Annotated in this window: 13 protein-coding genes; 10 read left to right on the forward strand and 3 right to left on the reverse strand. The window is 73.7% G+C overall.

From position 1 onward, the window contains the following. Window positions 1-154: 154 nt before the first annotated feature. The 6 genes from IH45_RS0111820 (at window position 155) to trpC (ending at window position 7073) form a co-directional block, all read left to right on the forward strand. Complete coding sequence (locus tag IH45_RS0111820; protein ID WP_030665736.1) at window positions 155-1717, forward strand: tryptophan halogenase family protein; 1563 nt, start codon at window positions 155-157, stop codon at window positions 1715-1717. 40 nt (window positions 1718-1757) lie between these two features. Continuing rightward, a complete protein-coding gene (locus tag IH45_RS0111825; protein ID WP_030665737.1) occupies window positions 1758-3017 on the forward strand; it encodes a cation:proton antiporter in 1260 nt (419 codons plus the stop codon). Further along, window positions 3014-3535, forward strand: coding sequence for a flavin reductase family protein (locus tag IH45_RS0111830; RefSeq protein WP_324607934.1), 522 nt, complete (start codon window positions 3014-3016; stop codon window positions 3533-3535). The genes IH45_RS0111825 and IH45_RS0111830 overlap by 4 nt, the downstream gene beginning before the upstream one ends. Window positions 3536-3624: 89 nt before the next feature. Further along, on the forward strand, window positions 3625-4455 hold the full coding sequence (gene ddaH / locus IH45_RS0111835; RefSeq protein ID WP_078897474.1) for a dimethylargininase: 831 nt from the start codon (window positions 3625-3627) through the stop codon (window positions 4453-4455). A 49-nt stretch (window positions 4456-4504) separates the two neighbouring features. Further along, window positions 4505-6172, forward strand: coding sequence for a 2-isopropylmalate synthase (locus IH45_RS0111840; protein ID WP_234440510.1), 1668 nt, complete (start codon window positions 4505-4507; stop codon window positions 6170-6172). A gap of 85 nt (window positions 6173-6257) precedes the next feature. Further along, window positions 6258-7073, forward strand: coding sequence for an indole-3-glycerol phosphate synthase TrpC (trpC, locus tag IH45_RS0111845; protein WP_107058624.1), 816 nt, complete (start codon window positions 6258-6260; stop codon window positions 7071-7073). Here the strand turns inward: trpC and trpD are convergent. Next, window positions 7045-8103 (reverse strand): anthranilate phosphoribosyltransferase, encoded by a 1059-nt coding sequence (gene trpD, locus IH45_RS0111850; RefSeq protein WP_030665748.1) that lies wholly within the window; start codon window positions 8101-8103, stop codon window positions 7045-7047. The two genes, trpC and trpD, sit on opposite strands and share 29 nt — an antisense overlap. Window positions 8104-8338: 235 nt before the next feature. On the opposite strand from trpD, the gene pdxR reads away from it, so the two are divergent. Then, window positions 8339-9766 (forward strand): MocR-like pyridoxine biosynthesis transcription factor PdxR, encoded by a 1428-nt coding sequence (pdxR, locus tag IH45_RS0111855; protein ID WP_030665751.1) that lies wholly within the window; start codon window positions 8339-8341, stop codon window positions 9764-9766. Window positions 9767-9774: 8 nt separating this feature from the next. Here the strand turns inward: pdxR and IH45_RS0111860 are convergent, their stop codons facing one another. Both IH45_RS0111860 and IH45_RS0111865 read right to left on the reverse strand, forming a co-directional pair. Then, entirely contained in the window at window positions 9775-10347 is a 573-nt protein-coding gene (locus IH45_RS0111860; protein ID WP_030665753.1) for an anthranilate synthase component II, read from the reverse strand. After that, window positions 10344-11966, reverse strand: a complete 1623-nt coding sequence (locus IH45_RS0111865; RefSeq protein ID WP_030665757.1) for an anthranilate synthase component I family protein — start codon at window positions 11964-11966, stop codon at window positions 10344-10346. Before IH45_RS0111865 ends, IH45_RS0111860 begins: the two co-directional genes overlap by 4 nt. 231 nt (window positions 11967-12197) lie before the next feature. Between IH45_RS0111865 and IH45_RS0111870 the strand changes: the two genes are divergently transcribed. The 3 genes from IH45_RS0111870 (at window position 12198) to IH45_RS0111880 (ending at window position 16699) form a co-directional block, all read left to right on the forward strand. Next, a complete protein-coding gene (locus IH45_RS0111870) occupies window positions 12198-13541 on the forward strand; it encodes a class II 3-deoxy-7-phosphoheptulonate synthase (RefSeq protein WP_030665763.1) in 1344 nt (447 codons plus the stop codon). Window positions 13542-13739: 198 nt separating this feature from the next. Then, on the forward strand, window positions 13740-14759 hold the full coding sequence (locus IH45_RS0111875; protein ID WP_078897476.1) for a beta-ketoacyl-[acyl-carrier-protein] synthase family protein: 1020 nt from the start codon (window positions 13740-13742) through the stop codon (window positions 14757-14759). After that, window positions 14756-16699: a non-ribosomal peptide synthetase gene (locus IH45_RS0111880; RefSeq protein WP_234440511.1), complete on the forward strand. Its 1944-nt coding sequence runs from the start codon at window positions 14756-14758 to the stop codon at window positions 16697-16699. The genes IH45_RS0111875 and IH45_RS0111880 overlap by 4 nt, the downstream gene beginning before the upstream one ends.

Here is a 16699-nt window from a genome sequence, read left to right on the forward strand (position 1 = left end):
TCCGCCGCCGCGCACCGCCCTTTCGGGCACCTGGAGTGCAGGTTTCCACCGAGCCTTAAAAGCTTGTCCTGATCTCGCGGTCTGCTGAAGGATTCCGACGGTGCCGGCGACCGATTCCTTCGCCGGGTACTCGACTTCACACGGGAGGGCCTCAGTGCTCACAAACGTCGTCATCGTCGGTGGAGGCACCTCCGGCTGGATGAGCGCATCGTATTTGAAGGCTGCGTTCGGCGACCGCATTTCGGTCACGGTGCTGGAATCCAAGCGGATCAAGACGATCGGGGTCGGCGAGGCGACCTTCAGCACGGTGCGCCACTTCTTCGATTACCTGGGGCTGCCGGAGCACGTGTGGATGCCGAAGTGCAACGCCACGTACAAGCTCGGCATCCGCTTCGAGAACTGGCACCGCAAGGGCAGCTACTTCTACCACCCCTTCGAGCGGCTGCGGGTCGTCGACGGGTTCCCGCTCACCGACTGGTGGCTGCACCGCAAGCCGGAGGGCAGCGAGCGGTTCGACCAGGACGTGTTCCTGATGTCGGCGATCTGCGATGCCGAGCGGTCCCCCCGCTACCTGGACGGGACCCTCTTCGAGCAGGACTTCAAGGAGCAGGGCGACGCGAAGGGCCGGAAGCCGGAGCGCAGCACCCTCTCCGAGCAGGACACCCAGTTCCCGTACGCCTACCAGTTCGACGCCAGCCTGCTGGCCGACTATCTCTGCGCGTACTCCGCCGAGCGCGGGGTGCGGCACATCGAGGACGACGTCGTGGAGGTCGCCCGGGACGACCGCGGCTGGATCAGCCACCTGCGGACCCGTGAGCACGGGGACGTCACCGCCGACCTGTTCATCGACTGCACCGGCTTCAAGGGCCTGCTGCTGAACGAGGCGCTGGAGGAGCCCGTCACCTCCTTCCAGGACACGCTGCCCAACGACCGGGCGGTGGCCCTGCGGGTGCCGGTCGACATGGAGAAGCGCGGGCTGCGCCCGTGCACCACGGCCACCGCGCAGGACGCCGGGTGGATCTGGACCATTCCGCTCTTCGGGCGGATCGGCACCGGCTATGTGTACGCGAGCGACTACACCACCCCGGAGGAGGCCGAGCGCACCCTGCGCGAGTTCGTCGGTCCGGACGCCAAGGACGTGGAGGCCAACCACATCCGTATGCGGATCGGCCGCAGCCGCAACGCCTGGGTCAACAACTGCGTGGCCGTCGGGCTCGCCAGCGGATTCGTGGAGCCGCTGGAGTCGACCGGCATCTTCTTCATCCAGCAGGGCATCGAGCAGCTCGTCAAGCATTTCCCGGGCGCCGACTGGAACCCGCAGCTCCGCGATTCCTACAACCGTGCCATCGGAAACACGATCGACGGTGTACGGGAATTCCTGGTGATGCACTACCGGGGCGCCGGCCGCAACGACAACCAGTACTGGAAGGACGCCAAGACCCGCGCCCTTCCGGACGGTCTGGCCGAGCGCCTGGAAACGTGGCGGTCCAAGCTCCCCACCACCGAATCGATCTTCCCGAATTACCACGGCTTCGAGCCGTATTCGTACCACTCGATGCTGCTCGGTCTCGGCGGTGTCGACCTCAAGGCCCCGCCCGCGCTGGCCCTGATGGACGACTCGGCGGCGCAGGCGGAGTTCAAGCTGCTGCGCGCCCAGTCGCAGGAGCTCGCGAAGCGCCTGCCGAGCCAGTACGAGTACCTGGCCCAGATGCATTGACCACGAGCCGAACCATTGCTGCCGCGTCGAAGGAGGAGCCGTGGAGGCGCTGACGTACGTCCCGGCCGTGGTGCTGGTGGCGTCCGTGGCACCGGCCGGGTGGCTCGGCAGGCGGGCCGCCCGCCTGCTGGGCCAGCCCGCCGTCGTCGGAGAGATCATGGCCTGCCTGCTCCTCGGGGCCCTGCTGGCCGGTCGGCTCGGCTGGGGCGACGGGACCACCGCGGGCTGGCCGGTGCTGGAGAAGACGGGCCACCTGTCGCTCGCGCTCTTCGTCGTCGGCGCCGTGCAGGAGATCCGCGGCGGCGCCGGCAGACCGGCCGGCCGCGCGGTGGCCTGGACGGCGGCCGGGTCCGCGCTCCTGCCGATGGCCTGCGGCACGCTGCTGGCCGTCTGGATCCTCGTCGGGGGTGATCCCGCGCTGCGCGGTACGGCGCCGGCCACCGCGTTCGTGCTGATGCTGGCGGGCGCGCTGTCGGTGACCGCGGTCCCGGTGCTCGCCGGGGTCCTCCAGGACCGCGGGATGCTGCACACCCGCACCGGACGGCTGGCGATGGCCGCCGCGGTGGCCATGGACGCGGTCAACTGGGCCCTGCTGGCGGTGGCCGTCGGCCTGGCCACCGGCGGCGGACAGGCCACCCCGGCGCTGGTGTTCACCATCGGGCTGCTGCTGGCCTGGGGCCTGCGCCGGCTCGGCGGGCTGCCCGCCGCCCGCGCCCTGGCCCGCCGGGCGCGGGCGGCGGTACCCACCGCGCTGGTGGCGCTGACGACGGTGGCGGCGTCGCTGCTCACCGCCGGCCTGGGCCTGACCGATGTACTGGGCGCCGTCCTGGTCGCGCTGGCCCTGCCCGCGGACGGCGGCACCGGCCCCTGGACGCGGGCCGCCCGTACCGTCGGGCAGTGGGGCAGGACCGCGCTGCCGCTGCTGTTCGTCCTGACCGGCGCGGGTCTCGGCGGCGGCCCCGCCGGGCTCTTCTCCTGGCAGGCGACGGCCCTGGCCATCGCCCTGGCCATGGCCGGCAAGCTGACCGGCTCCTACCTCGGCGCCCGGGCCGGCGGCCAGGACACCCGTACCAGCCTGCGGCTCGCGGCGCTGCTCAACACCCGTGGCCTGACGGAGATCACCTTCCTCCAGATCGGCTACCAGGCGGGCATCCTGACGCCCGCCCTCTACCTCGCACTCGTCGTCATGGCACTCGTCACGACGGCGCTGGCCGGCCCGCTGCTGTGGGCCGCCGGCCGCGGCGGTCCGGAGCGCATCCCGGAGGCCGCGGGCCACTCCCTCCACCCAGTCGAGCGGTGAGTCACGTGGAACTCGTCACCCCCATCAGCCAGGTCAGCACTCCCACCGGATTCCGCGACTTCATGGCGGGCTTCCCCAGCGGGGTCGCCGTCGTCACGGCCATCGACGCCCAGGGCAGGCCCTGGGGCATGACCTGCTCCTCCCTGTGCAGCGTCACCCTGGACCCGCCCACGCTGCTGGTCGGCATGCGCCTGGAGAGCCCCACCCTGCGCGCGGTCATGCTCAGCGGGTCCTTCGCCGTGAACCTGCTGCACCACAAGGGGCAGGCGACCGCCGAGCTGTTCGCCTCCGGCGCGCCGGACCGCTTCGAGAGCACGCCGTGGCACACCCCCGAGGACGCCGCGGGACCGCACCTGTCCCGGGACGCCCACGCGGTGGCCGACTGCCGGGTCCGCCAGTCCGTCCGCGTCGGCGGGCAGCGGATGGTCTTCGGCGAGGTCCGGCGGATCTCCGGGCCGACCGACGAGCCCCCGCTGCTGTACGGGAACCGCCGGTTCGGCGTCTGGCCGGCCGGCTGACCCCCTCCGCGCCATCCCCGCGCACCCCCGTACAGCCCCCTCCGCGCGCACCCCCGCGCGCCCCTCCAGCAACAGGAGACACCTCAGTCATGAGCGCAACCACGCGCACCCGCACCCCCAGGCCACGTCGCTATCTGATGTGCCGCCCCAGCCACTTCGACGTCACCTACGCCATCAACCCGTGGATGGACCCGGCCAAGCCGGTGGACACCGGGCTGGCGGTGGCCCAGTGGGAGAGCCTGCGCGACCTCTACCTCTCCCTCGGGCACACCGTGGAGTGCATCGAGCCGGTGGCCGGCCTGCCCGACATGGTCTATGCCGCCAACGGCGCGACCGTGATCGACGGCAAGGTCCTCGGCGCCCGCTTCCGCAACGCCGAGCGCGCCGCGGAAGGCCCCGCGTACCTGGACTGGTTCCGGGAGCAGGGCTTCACCGAGGTGCACGACCCGGCGCACATCAACGAGGGCGAGGGCGACTTCCTCGTCACCGGCCGGTACGTCCTGGCCGGCCACGGCTACCGCAGCTCCCGCGACGGGCACGCCGAGGCCCAGGAGTTCTTCGGCCGCCCGGTCATCGGCCTGGAGCTGACCGACCCCGCCTACTACCACCTGGACACCGCGCTCGCCGTCCTGGACGACGACGAGGTCATGTACAACCCGGCCGCGTTCGCCCCGGGCAGCCGCGCGGTGCTGGAGCGGCTCTTCCCCGACGCCGTGCTCGCCACGCCGCGCGACGCCGCCGTGTTCGGCCTCAACGCGGTCAGCGACGGCTACCACGTGGTGCTGCCCGAGGCGGCCACCGGGCTGGCCGGGCAGCTGCGCGCCCGGGGCTTCCAGCCGATCGGGGCGGGCCTGACCGAACTGCTCAAGGGCGGCGGCAGCGTCAAGTGCTGCACGCTCGAACTGCGCGGTCCGCGCTGACCCTCCGTCCCCGCACGCACCCCGTCCCGAGCACCGCAGTGGAGGAGAGATGACGACGATCCTGACCGGCGCGGACCGAGCCCCGGGCGCCGCCGACCGCGGAATCCAGCGCCCCGGCGGGATGCCGGTGGACAAGTACCGGCCGTACGAGCCGGTCGGGCTGCCCGACCGGACCTGGCCGGGGCGCCGCGCCGAGCGGGCGCCGCTGTGGTGCAGCGTGGACCTGCGCGACGGCAACCAGGCGCTGACCGACCCGATGGACCCCGAGCGCAAGATGCGGATGTTCGAGCTGCTGGTGGCGATGGGGTTCAAGGAGATCGAGGTGGGCTACCCCACCGCGTCCCGTGACGACCACGACTTCCTGCGCCGGCTCATCGAGACCGACGCCATCCCCGAGGACGTGGTCGTCCAGGTGATGACGCCGATCCGCGGCGACTTCATCGAGCGGACCGTCAAGGCGCTGGAGGGGGCCCGGCGCGCGGTGCTCCAGGTCTTCAACCCCACCTCGGCGGTCCAGCGCCGGGTGGTGTTCCGCATGGACCGCAGACAGACCCTCGCCCTGGCCCTGGACGGCGCCGAACAGGCCCTCAAGCTCCAGGAGTCGATACCGGGCACGGACATCTTCCTCCAGTACGCGCCGGAGTCCTGGACCCACACCGAGCCGGACTTCGCGCTGGAGATCCTCAACTCCGTCCTGGACTTCTGGGCGCCGCGGGCGCGGCACACCCTGCGCGTCAACCTGCCCGCCACGGTGGAGTGCTTCCCTCCACAGGAGTTCGCGGACCGGATCGAGTACACCCACCGCAACCTGGCGCACCGCGAGCGCACCATCCTCGGCGTGCACCCGCACAACGACCGGGGCAGCGGGGTGGCCGCGGCGGAGCTGGCGGTGCTGGCCGGTGCCGACCGGGTCGAGGGCACCCTGTTCGGCAACGGCGAGCGCTCCGGCAACGTCTGCCTGGTCACGCTGGCCATGAACCTCTTCTCGCAGGGCATCGACCCGATGCTGGACCTTTCCGGCATCGACGGCATCCGCCGGGCGGCCGAGTACTGCACCCAGCTGCCGGTCGGCGCCCGCCACCCGTGGGCCGGGGACTTCGTCTACACCTCCTTCGCCGGTACGCACCAGGACGCCATCGCCAAGGGCCTGCGCGCCCGCGAGGAGTCGGGCGAGCGGGTCTGGGACGTGCCGTACCTGCCCATCGACCCGCGGGACATCGGCCGCGACTACCAGGCGCTGATCCGGATCAACACCCAGTCGGGCAAGGGCGGGATCGCCCACCTGCTGCGGGCCGGGTACGGCATCGAGCTGCCGCGGCGCCTCCAGATCGACTTCGCCGCGGTGATGCAGCGGGTGTGCGAGGACGCCGGCGGCGAGGTCACCGGGGACGAGCTGTGGCGCCACTTCGAGGAGCGCTACGTACGCCCCGGCCAGGAGACCGGACCCGGCCCGGCCGTCGCGGACACCGGCGACTGGGCGGCGGTGGGGCAGCGGGCGCTGGAGGCGGCCGGGCTCGACGGCTACGTGCACGGTCTCGATGTGACGCGCGCCGGTGCGCCGCTGGCCGCGCTGACGGCGTTCTGCGAGCTGGTGGTCGACTCGCGCTCGTACTGGGGCGTGGGCATCGCGGACACCGGGGAAGCAGCGGCCGCCCGGGCCGCCGGTGCGGCCGTGCGCCGCGCGCGGGCCGGGGACGACGAGGACGGCGTCCGGTGAGGACGCCCCGACGGCCGGGGGCCGGTGCGCCGCTCCCGGCCCCCACCCGGCGGCGCCCGCCGCGTACCGGAAGGAAGAACAGCGGATGAGCGTGCTCGACGAAATCGTGGCCGGGGCCCGCGCCGACATGCGGCGGCGGGAGCGGGAGACCGGCCTGGAGGTGCTGATCCACCGGGTGCGGTCGATGCCGCCCACCCGCGATGCCGTGACAGCCCTGCTGCGGCCGGGCGTTCAGGTCATCGCCGAGGTCAAGCGCCGCAGTCCCTCGAAGGGCGCGCTGGCGGACGTGCCGGACCCGGCCGACCTCGCCGCGGCGTACGAGAGCGGCGGGGCCGCGGCCGTCAGCGTGCTCACCGAAGGGCGGCGCTTCGGCGGTACGCAGGCGGACCTGCGGGCCGTACGGGCCCGGGTCGGCGTGCCGGTGCTGTGCAAGGACTTCCTCGTCACGCCGTACCAGCTGTGGGAGGCGCGGGCGTGCGGCGCCGACCTGGCGCTGCTGATCGTGGCGGCGCTGTCCCGCGGCGAGCTGGTGGACCTGATCGACCTGGCCGGGCGCATCGGGCTGACCCCGCTGGTCGAGGTGCACGACCGGCGCGAACTGGACCTGGCGCTGTCCGCCGGGGCCCGCGTCGTCGGCGTCAACGCCCGTGACCTGCGCACCCTGCGCATCGACCGGGCGGTCTTCGAACGGCTCGCGCCGCACATCCCGGACGATGTGGTCAAGGTCGCCGAGTCGGGCGTCCGGGGCCCCGACGACGTGCTCGGTTACGCGGCGCACGGCGCGGACGCGGTACTGGTCGGCGAGCACCTGGTCACCCACGGCAGCCCCGCCGACGCGGTGGCCTCGCTGCTCGCCACCCGCGCCGCGCCGCTCAGCGTTCCGCAGCGAGTTTCGCGGTGAGTTCCGTCCAGCGCTGGAGCACTCCCCGGGCCGCGCCCGAGTCCAGGGCGTGTGCGGCTCGCCGTACCCCGGCGGCGAGCCGCGCGGTGACCGGTTCGCCGGTGGGTGCCAGGGCGGCGAGGCCGGCCGCCGCCGAGAGCAGTACGGCATCGCGCACCGGCCCTCGCGCCCCGGCGAACAGGTCCCTGGCGACCTGCGCGTTGTACGCCGCGTCGCCGCCGCGCAGCGCCTCCCGCGGCGAGAGTTCCATGCCGATGTCGCGCGGGTCGAAGGTCTCGGCGCGTGCGGCACCGTCGGCGACCGACCACACCGACGAGGTGGCGGAGACGGTCAGTTCGTCCATGCCGTCGTCGCCCCGGAACACCAGCGCCGAGCCGCCGCGCCGCGCCAGCACCTCGGCGAGCAGCGGGGCCATCCGGCGGTCGGCCACCCCGACCGCCTGGGCGGTGGGCCGGGCCGGATTGGTCAGCGGGCCGAGGCAGTTGAACACCGTCGGCACGCCCAGCTCCCGCCGGGTGGGTCCCGCGTGGCGGGCGGCGGGGTGGAACGCGGGCGCGAAGCAGAAGGTGATGCCCGCCTCCACGGCGGTCTGCGCGACGTGTTCCGGGGCCAGTTCGAGGACCACGCCCAGCTCCTCCAGCACATCGGCGGAGCCGCAGGCGGAGGACGCCGAGCGGTTGCCGTGCTTGACGACCCGGGCCCCGGCCGCCGCCGCCACGACGGCCGACATGGTGGAGACGTTGACGCTGTCGCTGCCGTCCCCGCCGGTGCCGACGATGTCGAGCGTGGGGCCGGGCACGTCGAGCGGCACCGCGTGCGCGTACATGGCGCGCACCAGGCCGGTGATCTCGCCAGCGGTCTCGCCCTTGGCCCGCAACGCGACCAGGAACCCGGCCAGTTGGGCGCCCGTTGCCTGTCCGGTCATGACCTGGTCCAGGGCCCAGGCCGTGCTGTCGGCCGGCAGGTCGCGGCGCGCCAGCAGCGTGCCGAGAACGCCGGGCCAGGTGGGGGCCGTCTGCGGCTGCGTCACGGAATGCTCCTCGGGACGAGTGGAAAGACGAGCTGAAATGGGCGCGGCGTGCCAGGCAATTCCGGGCGAGCGCCGTTCGAAGCCGGTTGCCCGCCGTCAATTTCCGGAATACGCGGGCCATCCGCCGGCCGCTTCTCATTGTGAGCGCGCCGGAAATCCGTAACCAGACCAGTTGAGGTGCCCGTCGGCGGACCATTTCCGCGGAGCGCGCCCAGAGCGAAGGGGAACCGGAAAGGTGACCTGGAATACGCTGATCGATGTGTCCCGGGATTCCGGACTTCCGCTGACCGCCCAGATCCAGGGAAGCCTCCGGCAGGAGATCACCGGCGGCGCGCTGCACCCCGGCACCCGCCTGCCCTCCAGCCGGCAGCTCGCCGAGGACCTGGGCGTGTCGCGGAGCGTGGTGGTGGAGGCGTACGGGCAGCTGATCGCGGAGGGCTATCTGGAGGCGCTCCAGGGCTCCGGCACGCGCGTCGCGGCGGGCCTGGCGGCCGCGGCGACCGAGGGCCCCACCCTGCTGGACGGCGCGGGCCGCGCCCCGTCGGTGCGCTGGGACCTGCGCGCCGGATCGGTCTCGGGCGGCTTCCCGCAGCGGGAGTGGCTGGCCGCGTACCAGCGGGTCGTCCAGCGCACGGACCGGCACGACGTGGGCTATCCGCCGGTCTCCGGGGCCCCGGCGCTCCGCGGTGAACTGGCCCGCTACCTGGGCCGGGTGCGCGGGGTGCACACCACGGCGGAGGCGGTCATGGTGGTCTCCGGCTTCGCCCAGGCGCTCGGCCTGGTGTGTGCGGCGCTGCCGCAGCTGGGTCTCGGTGAGCTGGGTGTGGAGGAGCCGTGCCACCCGCAGCAGCGGCAGTTCGTCGCGGAGGCCGGCATCGTGCCCCGGCCGGTGCCGGTGGACGCGCAGGGCATCGATGTGGACGCGCTGTCCCGTACCGGCGTACGGGCCGTCCTGGTCACCCCTGCCCACCAGTTCCCGACCGGCGTCACGCTGAGCCCGCAGCGCAGGGAGGCGCTGGTGCGCTGGGCGCAGGACGTGGACGGGTGGATCGTCGAGGACGACTACGACGGCGACCTGTGGCTGGCGCACGGCGCCCGCCCGGCGGCGCTCCAGCGGCAGGCGCCCGACCGGGTGCTGTACGCGGGCACCGCCAGCAAGTCGCTGGCGCCCGGCCTGCGGCTGGGCTGGCTCGCGCTGCCCGCTCCGCTGCGCGGACTGCTGGTCCGGGTCCGCTCGCAACGGGACCTGGGTTGCGATGTGTTCACCCAGCTCGCTTACGCGGAGCTGCTGAGCACCGGCGTGTTCGACCGCCATCTGCGGCGCCAGCGGGCCCGGCTCCGGGCCCGCCGGGAGACCCTGGAGCGGGGTCTGCGTGCCTTCCTCCCGGACGCCCGGATCGCCGGTTCGGCCGCTGGGCTGCACGCCTACGCCCTGCTCCCCCACCGCACCGACGAGGCGGCGCTGACCGCCCTGGTGTCGCGGCGGTCGGTGCTGGTGCGCGGTGGCCGCTACTGCCACGACCGGCCGTGGCGGGCCCGGCCCGCGCTGGTGCTGGGGTACGCGGCGGTGCCGCGCTCGGGGCTGACCGAGGCGCTCGGCGAGATCGGGGCCGCGTACACGGAGCTGACCGGCGGGGCCCGCCGCCCCTCCCGCTGCGCGTGACAGCGGCCTCACCCCACGGCGGCGGCCAGGAAGTTCTCGAAGAACCGCAGACCGCTGTCGGTCATGATGCTCTCCGGGTGGAACTGCACGCCCTCGACGGGCAGCGTGCGGTGCCGCAGGCCCATCACGTACCCGTCGTCGGTGGCGGCCGCGGTCTCCCGGAGCTCGTCCGGCAGCGGCCGGGAGACGACCAGCGAGTGGTAGCGGGTGGCCACCGTACGGTCCGGCAGGCCACGGAAGACCCCCTCCCCGTCGTGCTCGACGGTGCTGGTCCGGCCGTGCATCAGGTGGTCGGCCACCTCGATGCGGCCGCCGTAGGCCAGGGCGATGGCCTGGTGGCCGAGGCACACACCGAGCAGCGGCGTGTGCCCGGCGAAGCGCCGCACCAGTTCGACGTGGCCCGAGTCGAGGGGGTGCCCGGGGCCCGGGCCGAGCACCACGGCGTCCGGCGCGGTGGCGGCCAGCTGGTCCGCGGTGCGGGTACCGGCCCGTACGACCTCGGTGCGGGCGCCGAGGGTGCGCAGGTACTGGTCGATGATGTGGACGAAGCTGTCGTAGGCGTCCACCAGCAGGATCTTCACAGCAGTTCGCTCCCGGTCAGCGCCCAGTGGGCGGCGGCCATCTTGGCCAGCGTCTCGTTCCACTCGGCCTCCGGCGCCGACTCGGCGACGATCCCGGCCGAGCTCTGCGTGGAGTAGACCTCGCCGTCGTGGACGACCGTGCGGATGCACAGCGCGAACTCGGCCCAGCCCGCCACGTCGACCAGGCCGACGGCCCCGGCGTAGATGCCGCGGGGCTCCTCCTCGATCCCGTCGATGATCTCCATGGCGCGCAGTTTGGGCGCGCCGGTCATGGTCCCGGCGGGGAAGGTGGCGGCCATCGCGTCCCACACCCCGGCGCCGGGCGCCAGCCGGCCGCTGACCGTCGAGACCAGGTGGAAGACGTGCGAGAAGGTCTCCACCGTCATCAGTCCGGTCTCGTCGAGCGATCCGGCGCGGGCCACCCGGCCGATGTCGTTGCGGCACAGGTCCACCAGCATCACGTGCTCGGCCTGCTCCTTGGAGCTGGTGACCATCTCCTCGATACGGCGCTCGTTCTCCTCGGGGTCCGCGGTGCGGCGGGTGGTGCCGGCGATCGGGCGCATCACGATCCGCGCGCCGTTCGCCGCACCCGGCCCGGGCCCGTCCGGTCCCCCGGCCTCCGGCTCGATGCGGAAGTGCAGTTCGGGGCTGGCGCCGATGAGGGTGTCGGTGCCGCGCGGGCACAGGTACATGTACGGCGAGGGGTTGCGGGCGCGCAGCCGCTGGTAGACCTGGTCGGGGCGCAGGGTGCTGCGGACGTCGATGCGGTGGCCGATCTGGATCTGGTAGATGTCGCCGATCCGGATGTGTTCCAGGCACTGCCCGGCCCACCGCAGGAAGTCCGCGCGCGTCACGCTGTCGCGTACGGACAGCGGCGCGGGCGCCTCGGGGCAGGCGGCGGCGTCCGAGGTGGCGCCCGGGGTGGTGTCGGCGGCGCGGCGGGCCAGGGCGGCCACGTCCACGGCCCCGGCGGGCGGGAAGTCCGCGCACTCGGCGGTCAGCAGCCGGGCGGTGCCCGCCTCGTGGTCGTACCAGACGGTCTCCCGGAAGAGCGTGGCCGTGACGTCCGGGCCGCCCCGCGAGGCGGTCCGCGCGGGCAGCGGTTCCATGTGCCAGGCGGCCTCGTACCCGAGGGTGGCGAGGAAGCCGAAGGCGTAGCCGCCCGGGGCGTCGCGCTCGACCCGGAACATCTCCTGGGCCGCCCGCAGCAGCTGCCAGGCCTGGTCGGAGCGGGCGAGGCGGTAGCGGTCGTAGGGACCGTGGCCGGGGGCCTCCGGCGTGAGCCCGGCCTGCTCGGCGGCGGCGCCCAGCGCGCGGCGCAGCGGTCCGGCGCCGTCGATCTCGACGTGCCCGGCGAACAGCCGGATCTCGGCGAGGCGCCCGTGCCCGACCACGGCGGGCCGGCGGTCGGCCCGCGGTCCGGCGAGGCTCTCCGTCAGGAACGTCTCGCCGTGGCCGGCGGCCGCGGTCAGCGCGCGGTACAGGGCGAGCGGGTCGTGACCGGGCAGCGGCACCGTCGCGACGCGTACGGAGAATCGGGGGTCCGCACGCGGCGGACAGGCTTTCGGTGTGTATTCCGGCGCCTTTTCGGCGGGCGCCACCGGTGTCGTGCCGGGCATATGATTCCTCGGTTTCTCAGGGGTTCACCAGAGGGGTTCCAGGATTTCCCCGGATGCGGGGTGAAGGGGCACGGTAAGGAAAGCAGCCGCCCCGCAACGCGTTCCAGACCAATTGGCGGGCGCCGGTACGGGCCACTCGCCCCTTTCTTGACCCGGCTCCCGCCTGCCGGTTGTATCCGGGTTCACCAGGCGCCGTAACCTGCCGAATTCGATCCCGTTCTGGGGGCCGTGATGGACGTATCCGCACCGAAGAGCCGTACCGCGCCGGCGGTCCCGCCGGCGCCGGAGCAGCAGCCGCAGTGGCCGGACGAGGCGGCCCGGGACGCGGTGGTCGCCGAACTGCGCGCCGCCGCGCCGCTGGTGTTCGCCGAGGAGTGCGACCGGCTGAAGGACCGGCTGGCGGCGGTGGCCCGCGGCGAGGCGTTCCTGCTCCAGGGCGGGGACTGCGCGGAGACCTTCCGGCAGACCTCCGCCGGGTCGGTCGGCGCGACGTTGCGCACCCTGCTCCAGATGGCCGTGGTGCTCACGTACGCGGCGTCCGTGCCGGTGGTCAAGGTCGGCCGGATGGCCGGGCAGTACGCCAAGCCGCGCTCGGCGCCGACCGAGACCCGCGACGGCGTCACGCTGCCCGTCTACCGGGGCGACGCGGTCAACGGCCTGGAGTTCAGCGCACCGGCCCGGCGGCCCGACCCGCGCCGGATGCGGCAGGTCTACGACGCCTCCACGACCACGCTCAACCTCGTACGGGCGCTGACCCAGGGCGGTTTCGCGGACCTGCACCAGGTGCACGCCTGGAACCGGGGCTTCGTCAGCGACTCCCCCTCGGGCCGGCGCTACGAGGAGCTGGCCGACGAGATCGAGCGGTCGCTGCTGTTCATGCACGCGTGCGGGGTGGCGCCCAACGAGGTGCACGCCGCCGAGTTCTTCGTCAGCCACGAGGGGCTGCTGCTGGACTACGAGAACGCGCTGGTCCGCACCGACGACCGGACCGGGACGCGCTACGCCGCCAGCGGGCACCTGATCTGGGTGGGCGAGCGCACCCGCCACCCGGACGGCGCGCACCTGGACTTCCTCAGCCGCATCCGCAACCCGGTCGCGGTGAAGATCGGCCCGGACGCGCACCCCGACGACCTGCTGCGCTACGTGGACCGGCTGGACCCGGACCGGGAGCCGGGCCGGCTGACGTTCGTGGTGCGCATGGGCGCGGAGCGGGTGCGCGACCGGCTGCCGCGGCTGGTGGAGAAGGCGGTGGCGGACGGCGCCCGGGTGGCGTGGGTGTGCGATCCGATGCACGGCAACACCTATGTGACCCCCAGCGGCCACAAGACCCGGCGTTTCGACGTGATCCTGGACGAGGTGCAGGGATTCTTCGAGGTGCACCGGGCGCTGGGCACCCACGCCGGCGGCCTGCACGTGGAGCTGACCGGCAGCGATGTGACCGAGTGCGTGGGCGGCGGCAGCACGGTGGGTGTGGAGGACCTGCCGCTGCGGTACGAGAGCGCCTGCGATCCCCGGCTCAACCACGGCCAGTCCATCGATCTCGCCTTCCGGGCCGCGGAGATGCTGCGCGGCTGAGCACGGCAGACCGCTTCCGGGGCGCGGATACGGACCAATCCGTAGATCATTGACCCGGCCGGGCGCGCTGATCAATACTCCTTCCGGGCGAAACCGCCCCGGAGCATTCGCTCACGAGGCGAGGCGTCACGGTGCGGACGAACGCCACGAGCGTCTTCTCCGCGCCGTGCCGAGGGGGGTTCCGGGTGATGAAGGCAGGTGACCGTGCCACGCGTTCCTGAAGGCCCGGCTCCGCTGGCCGTACGGGCCGCGGGCTGGCAGTTCCCGGAGACCGTCCGGGACACCGCCCGGTTACCGGAGTTGGCGGACCTGACACCGGCCGAACGCGGCGTCTGCGCCGGACTGGGCATCGACCGCATCCGGGCGGACGACGTACCGGACGCGGCCGCCCTGGCCGCCGGCGCCGCACGGCGCGCGCTGGCCGCCGCCGGACTGACCGCGGCGGAAGTCCGCGCCCTGGTCGTCGTCGAGTCCCGCGCCCCGCAGACTTTGCTCAGCTCGGAGGCGACCCGGTTACAGGAACTGCTCGGCGCCCGGGACGCGGTCACCTTCTCGGTGGGCGGGCTGGGCTGCGTCTCCATCGCCCCGGCCCTGCTCACCGCCCGCGGCCTGCTCGCCGCCGACCCGGACCTCGGCCACGTGCTGGTCGCGCACGGCAGCACCCCCGCGACCCCGGGCCGCTACCGCCACCCGGTGACCGTCAACGGGGACGGCGGCGGCGCGCTGCTGCTCTCCCGGACCGGCCCGGTGCGGGTACTGGATTCCGTCCAGGAGACCGACGGCCGCTACTGGAATCTCTTCGAGGTCGACTTCCGCGACGTGCCCAGCGCGCAGTGGCGGGAACGCTGCCAGGACCCGGCCGTCTATTCCTTCCAGTTGGCGGTGCAGACCCGCAACCGGCTGACGGCGCTGCTGGACAAACTCCTCGCCCGGCACGGGATGACCCGTACGGATGTCGCCGGATACGTCACGCAGAACCTCTCCGTCGGCAGTTTCGGGTTCACCGAGGAATCCCTCGGCATCGGCGTGCTGCCGGCCTGCCGCGACAACCTCCGCGAATTCGGGCACCTGGGCCCGAACGACGTGTTCTTCAACCTCTACACGGCGCTCGAACGAGGGGAACTGGGTGAAGGGGACCGCGCGGTGCTGATCAACGTGAGTCCGGTGGCCGCGTGGAGCGTGCTGCTGGTGGACATAGGCGCGGAGCCGGTGCGGTGACGCCGGCCACGGGGGAATCCGGACGGACGGGTGCGCGTGCCCACCGTACGGAAGGGGAGGCGCGCGCCGTGGTGGACGTGCTGGAGCTGTTCGAGCACCAGGTGCGTACGGCTCCGGAGCGCACCGCGCTGGCCGTCGGCGCACACAGCCTCACGTACGGGCAACTGCACTTATCGGCAGCACGGTTGGCGCAGCGGATTGCCGACGGCGGTGGCGTCCGGCCGGGCTCCGGCCAGGTCGTGGCGCTGCACCTGCGGCAGAGCGCCCACACGGTCGTCGGCATGCTGGCGGCCCTGCGCCTGGGCGTGGCCTGGTACGTGATCGAGCCGGACCCGCACGCCCCCGGTCCGGCTGCCGAACGGGTCCGCACGGCCCTCGCCGACACCGACTGCGCGGCCGTCGTCTTCGACGGCACCGACCCCGCGACCGCCCCGGAAGCGGTGGCCGCGGTGGCACCCCGTACGCCCCGGCTCGATCTGTCCGGGCCGGACGGAACAGCAGCTTCCGGGGCGGCGGCGTCCGGGACCGCGCCACGGGCCCGGGTGCCGGGCAGCGCCCCGGCGTACGTCATCGGCACCGCCGGTTCGACCGGCGCGGCCAAGGCCGTCGTGGTCGGCCGCGGCGCTCTCGCCCAGCTGATGGCCGTACGCGGCGAGGAGCCGGGCGTGACCACCTTCTCGCCGTGCCGGCTGGCCTGGGACGGGTCCCTGCTGCTGCTCTTCCACGCGCTGTGCACCGGCGGTACGGCCGTGCTGCCGGACGCGCGGGAGCTGCCCGACGCGGCGCGGAGCGCGGCACTCATCGCCACCTGGCAGGCCCGGCAGATCGCCGCGCCGCCGTCCTTCTACCGGCTGATGCTGCCGCACCTGGCCGGGGCCGACCGCCACCTGCGCAGGGTGATCCTCGGCGGTGAAGCGGTCCCCGCCACGCTGATCGACGCGCACCGCAGGACGCTGCCGGGTACGCGGCTGCGGAACGAGTACGGTCCGACGGAAGCCACGGTCGGCGTCGTCGCGTACGACGTACCGGACGCCCCCGAAGCCACCATCGCGGACACCGCCGCACCGATCGGCCGTCCCATCGGACCGGCCACCCGGATCCACGTCCTCGGCCGCGACCTGCGGCCCGTTCCCGCCGGGGCGCTGGGCGAGCTGTACATCGGCGGCCCGCAGGTCGCCCTGGGGTACGCGAACCGCCCGGCCGAGACCGCGGGCCGGTTCGTGGCGGACCCGTACGCCGGTGCCCCCGGCGCCCGGATGTACCGCACCGGCGACCTGGCGCGGGCCGACGCGGCGGGTGTGATCACCTTCGCTGGGCGTGCGGACGGACAGGTGAAGGTGCGCGGGGCGCGGATCGAACGGCACGCCGTGGAGGCCGTGGTGGAGAGCCACCCCGGGGTCGAGCGGGCGTACGTCCTGGCGGTGCCCGACGAGCGCATGGACACCACGCTCGTGGCGTTCTGGTCCGGGCCACGGGCCAAGGGGCCGACGGTCCGCGAGCTGCTGGCGCACTGCGCGTCCCGGCTGGCCGCGCACGCCGTTCCCGAACGCTTCGTCCAGGTCGCGGACGTTCCGTTGACGCCCCAGGGCAAGACCGACGAGAACGCCCTGCGCGCGCTGCTCGCGGAGGCCGGGCCCGCCGCTTCGGACGGCGGCGCCGCGCAGCGCTTCGGCACCGAGCTGGAACAGCAGGTCGCCGCGCTGTGGGCCGACGTGCTGCGGCACGACGGCTTCGGACCCGACGACGGCTTCTTCGCGGCGGGCGGCAACTCGCGCCGGGTCGTGGAGCTGCACATGGGGCTGGAGCGGCGGTGGCCGGGCGCGGTCCGGGTGGGGCAGCTCTTCGACCTGGTCACCGTACGGGACCAGGCGGAGGCCGTCGGCCGGGCGCTCGCCGGGAGCGACGGGCCGGCCGGTGCGCCGGCGGCGTTCGAAGTGTGA

Origin of the sequence: Streptomyces rimosus subsp. rimosus, assembly GCF_000720725.1 — a bacterium.
GTDB lineage: Bacteria > Actinomycetota > Actinomycetes > Streptomycetales > Streptomycetaceae > Streptomyces > Streptomyces rimosus_A.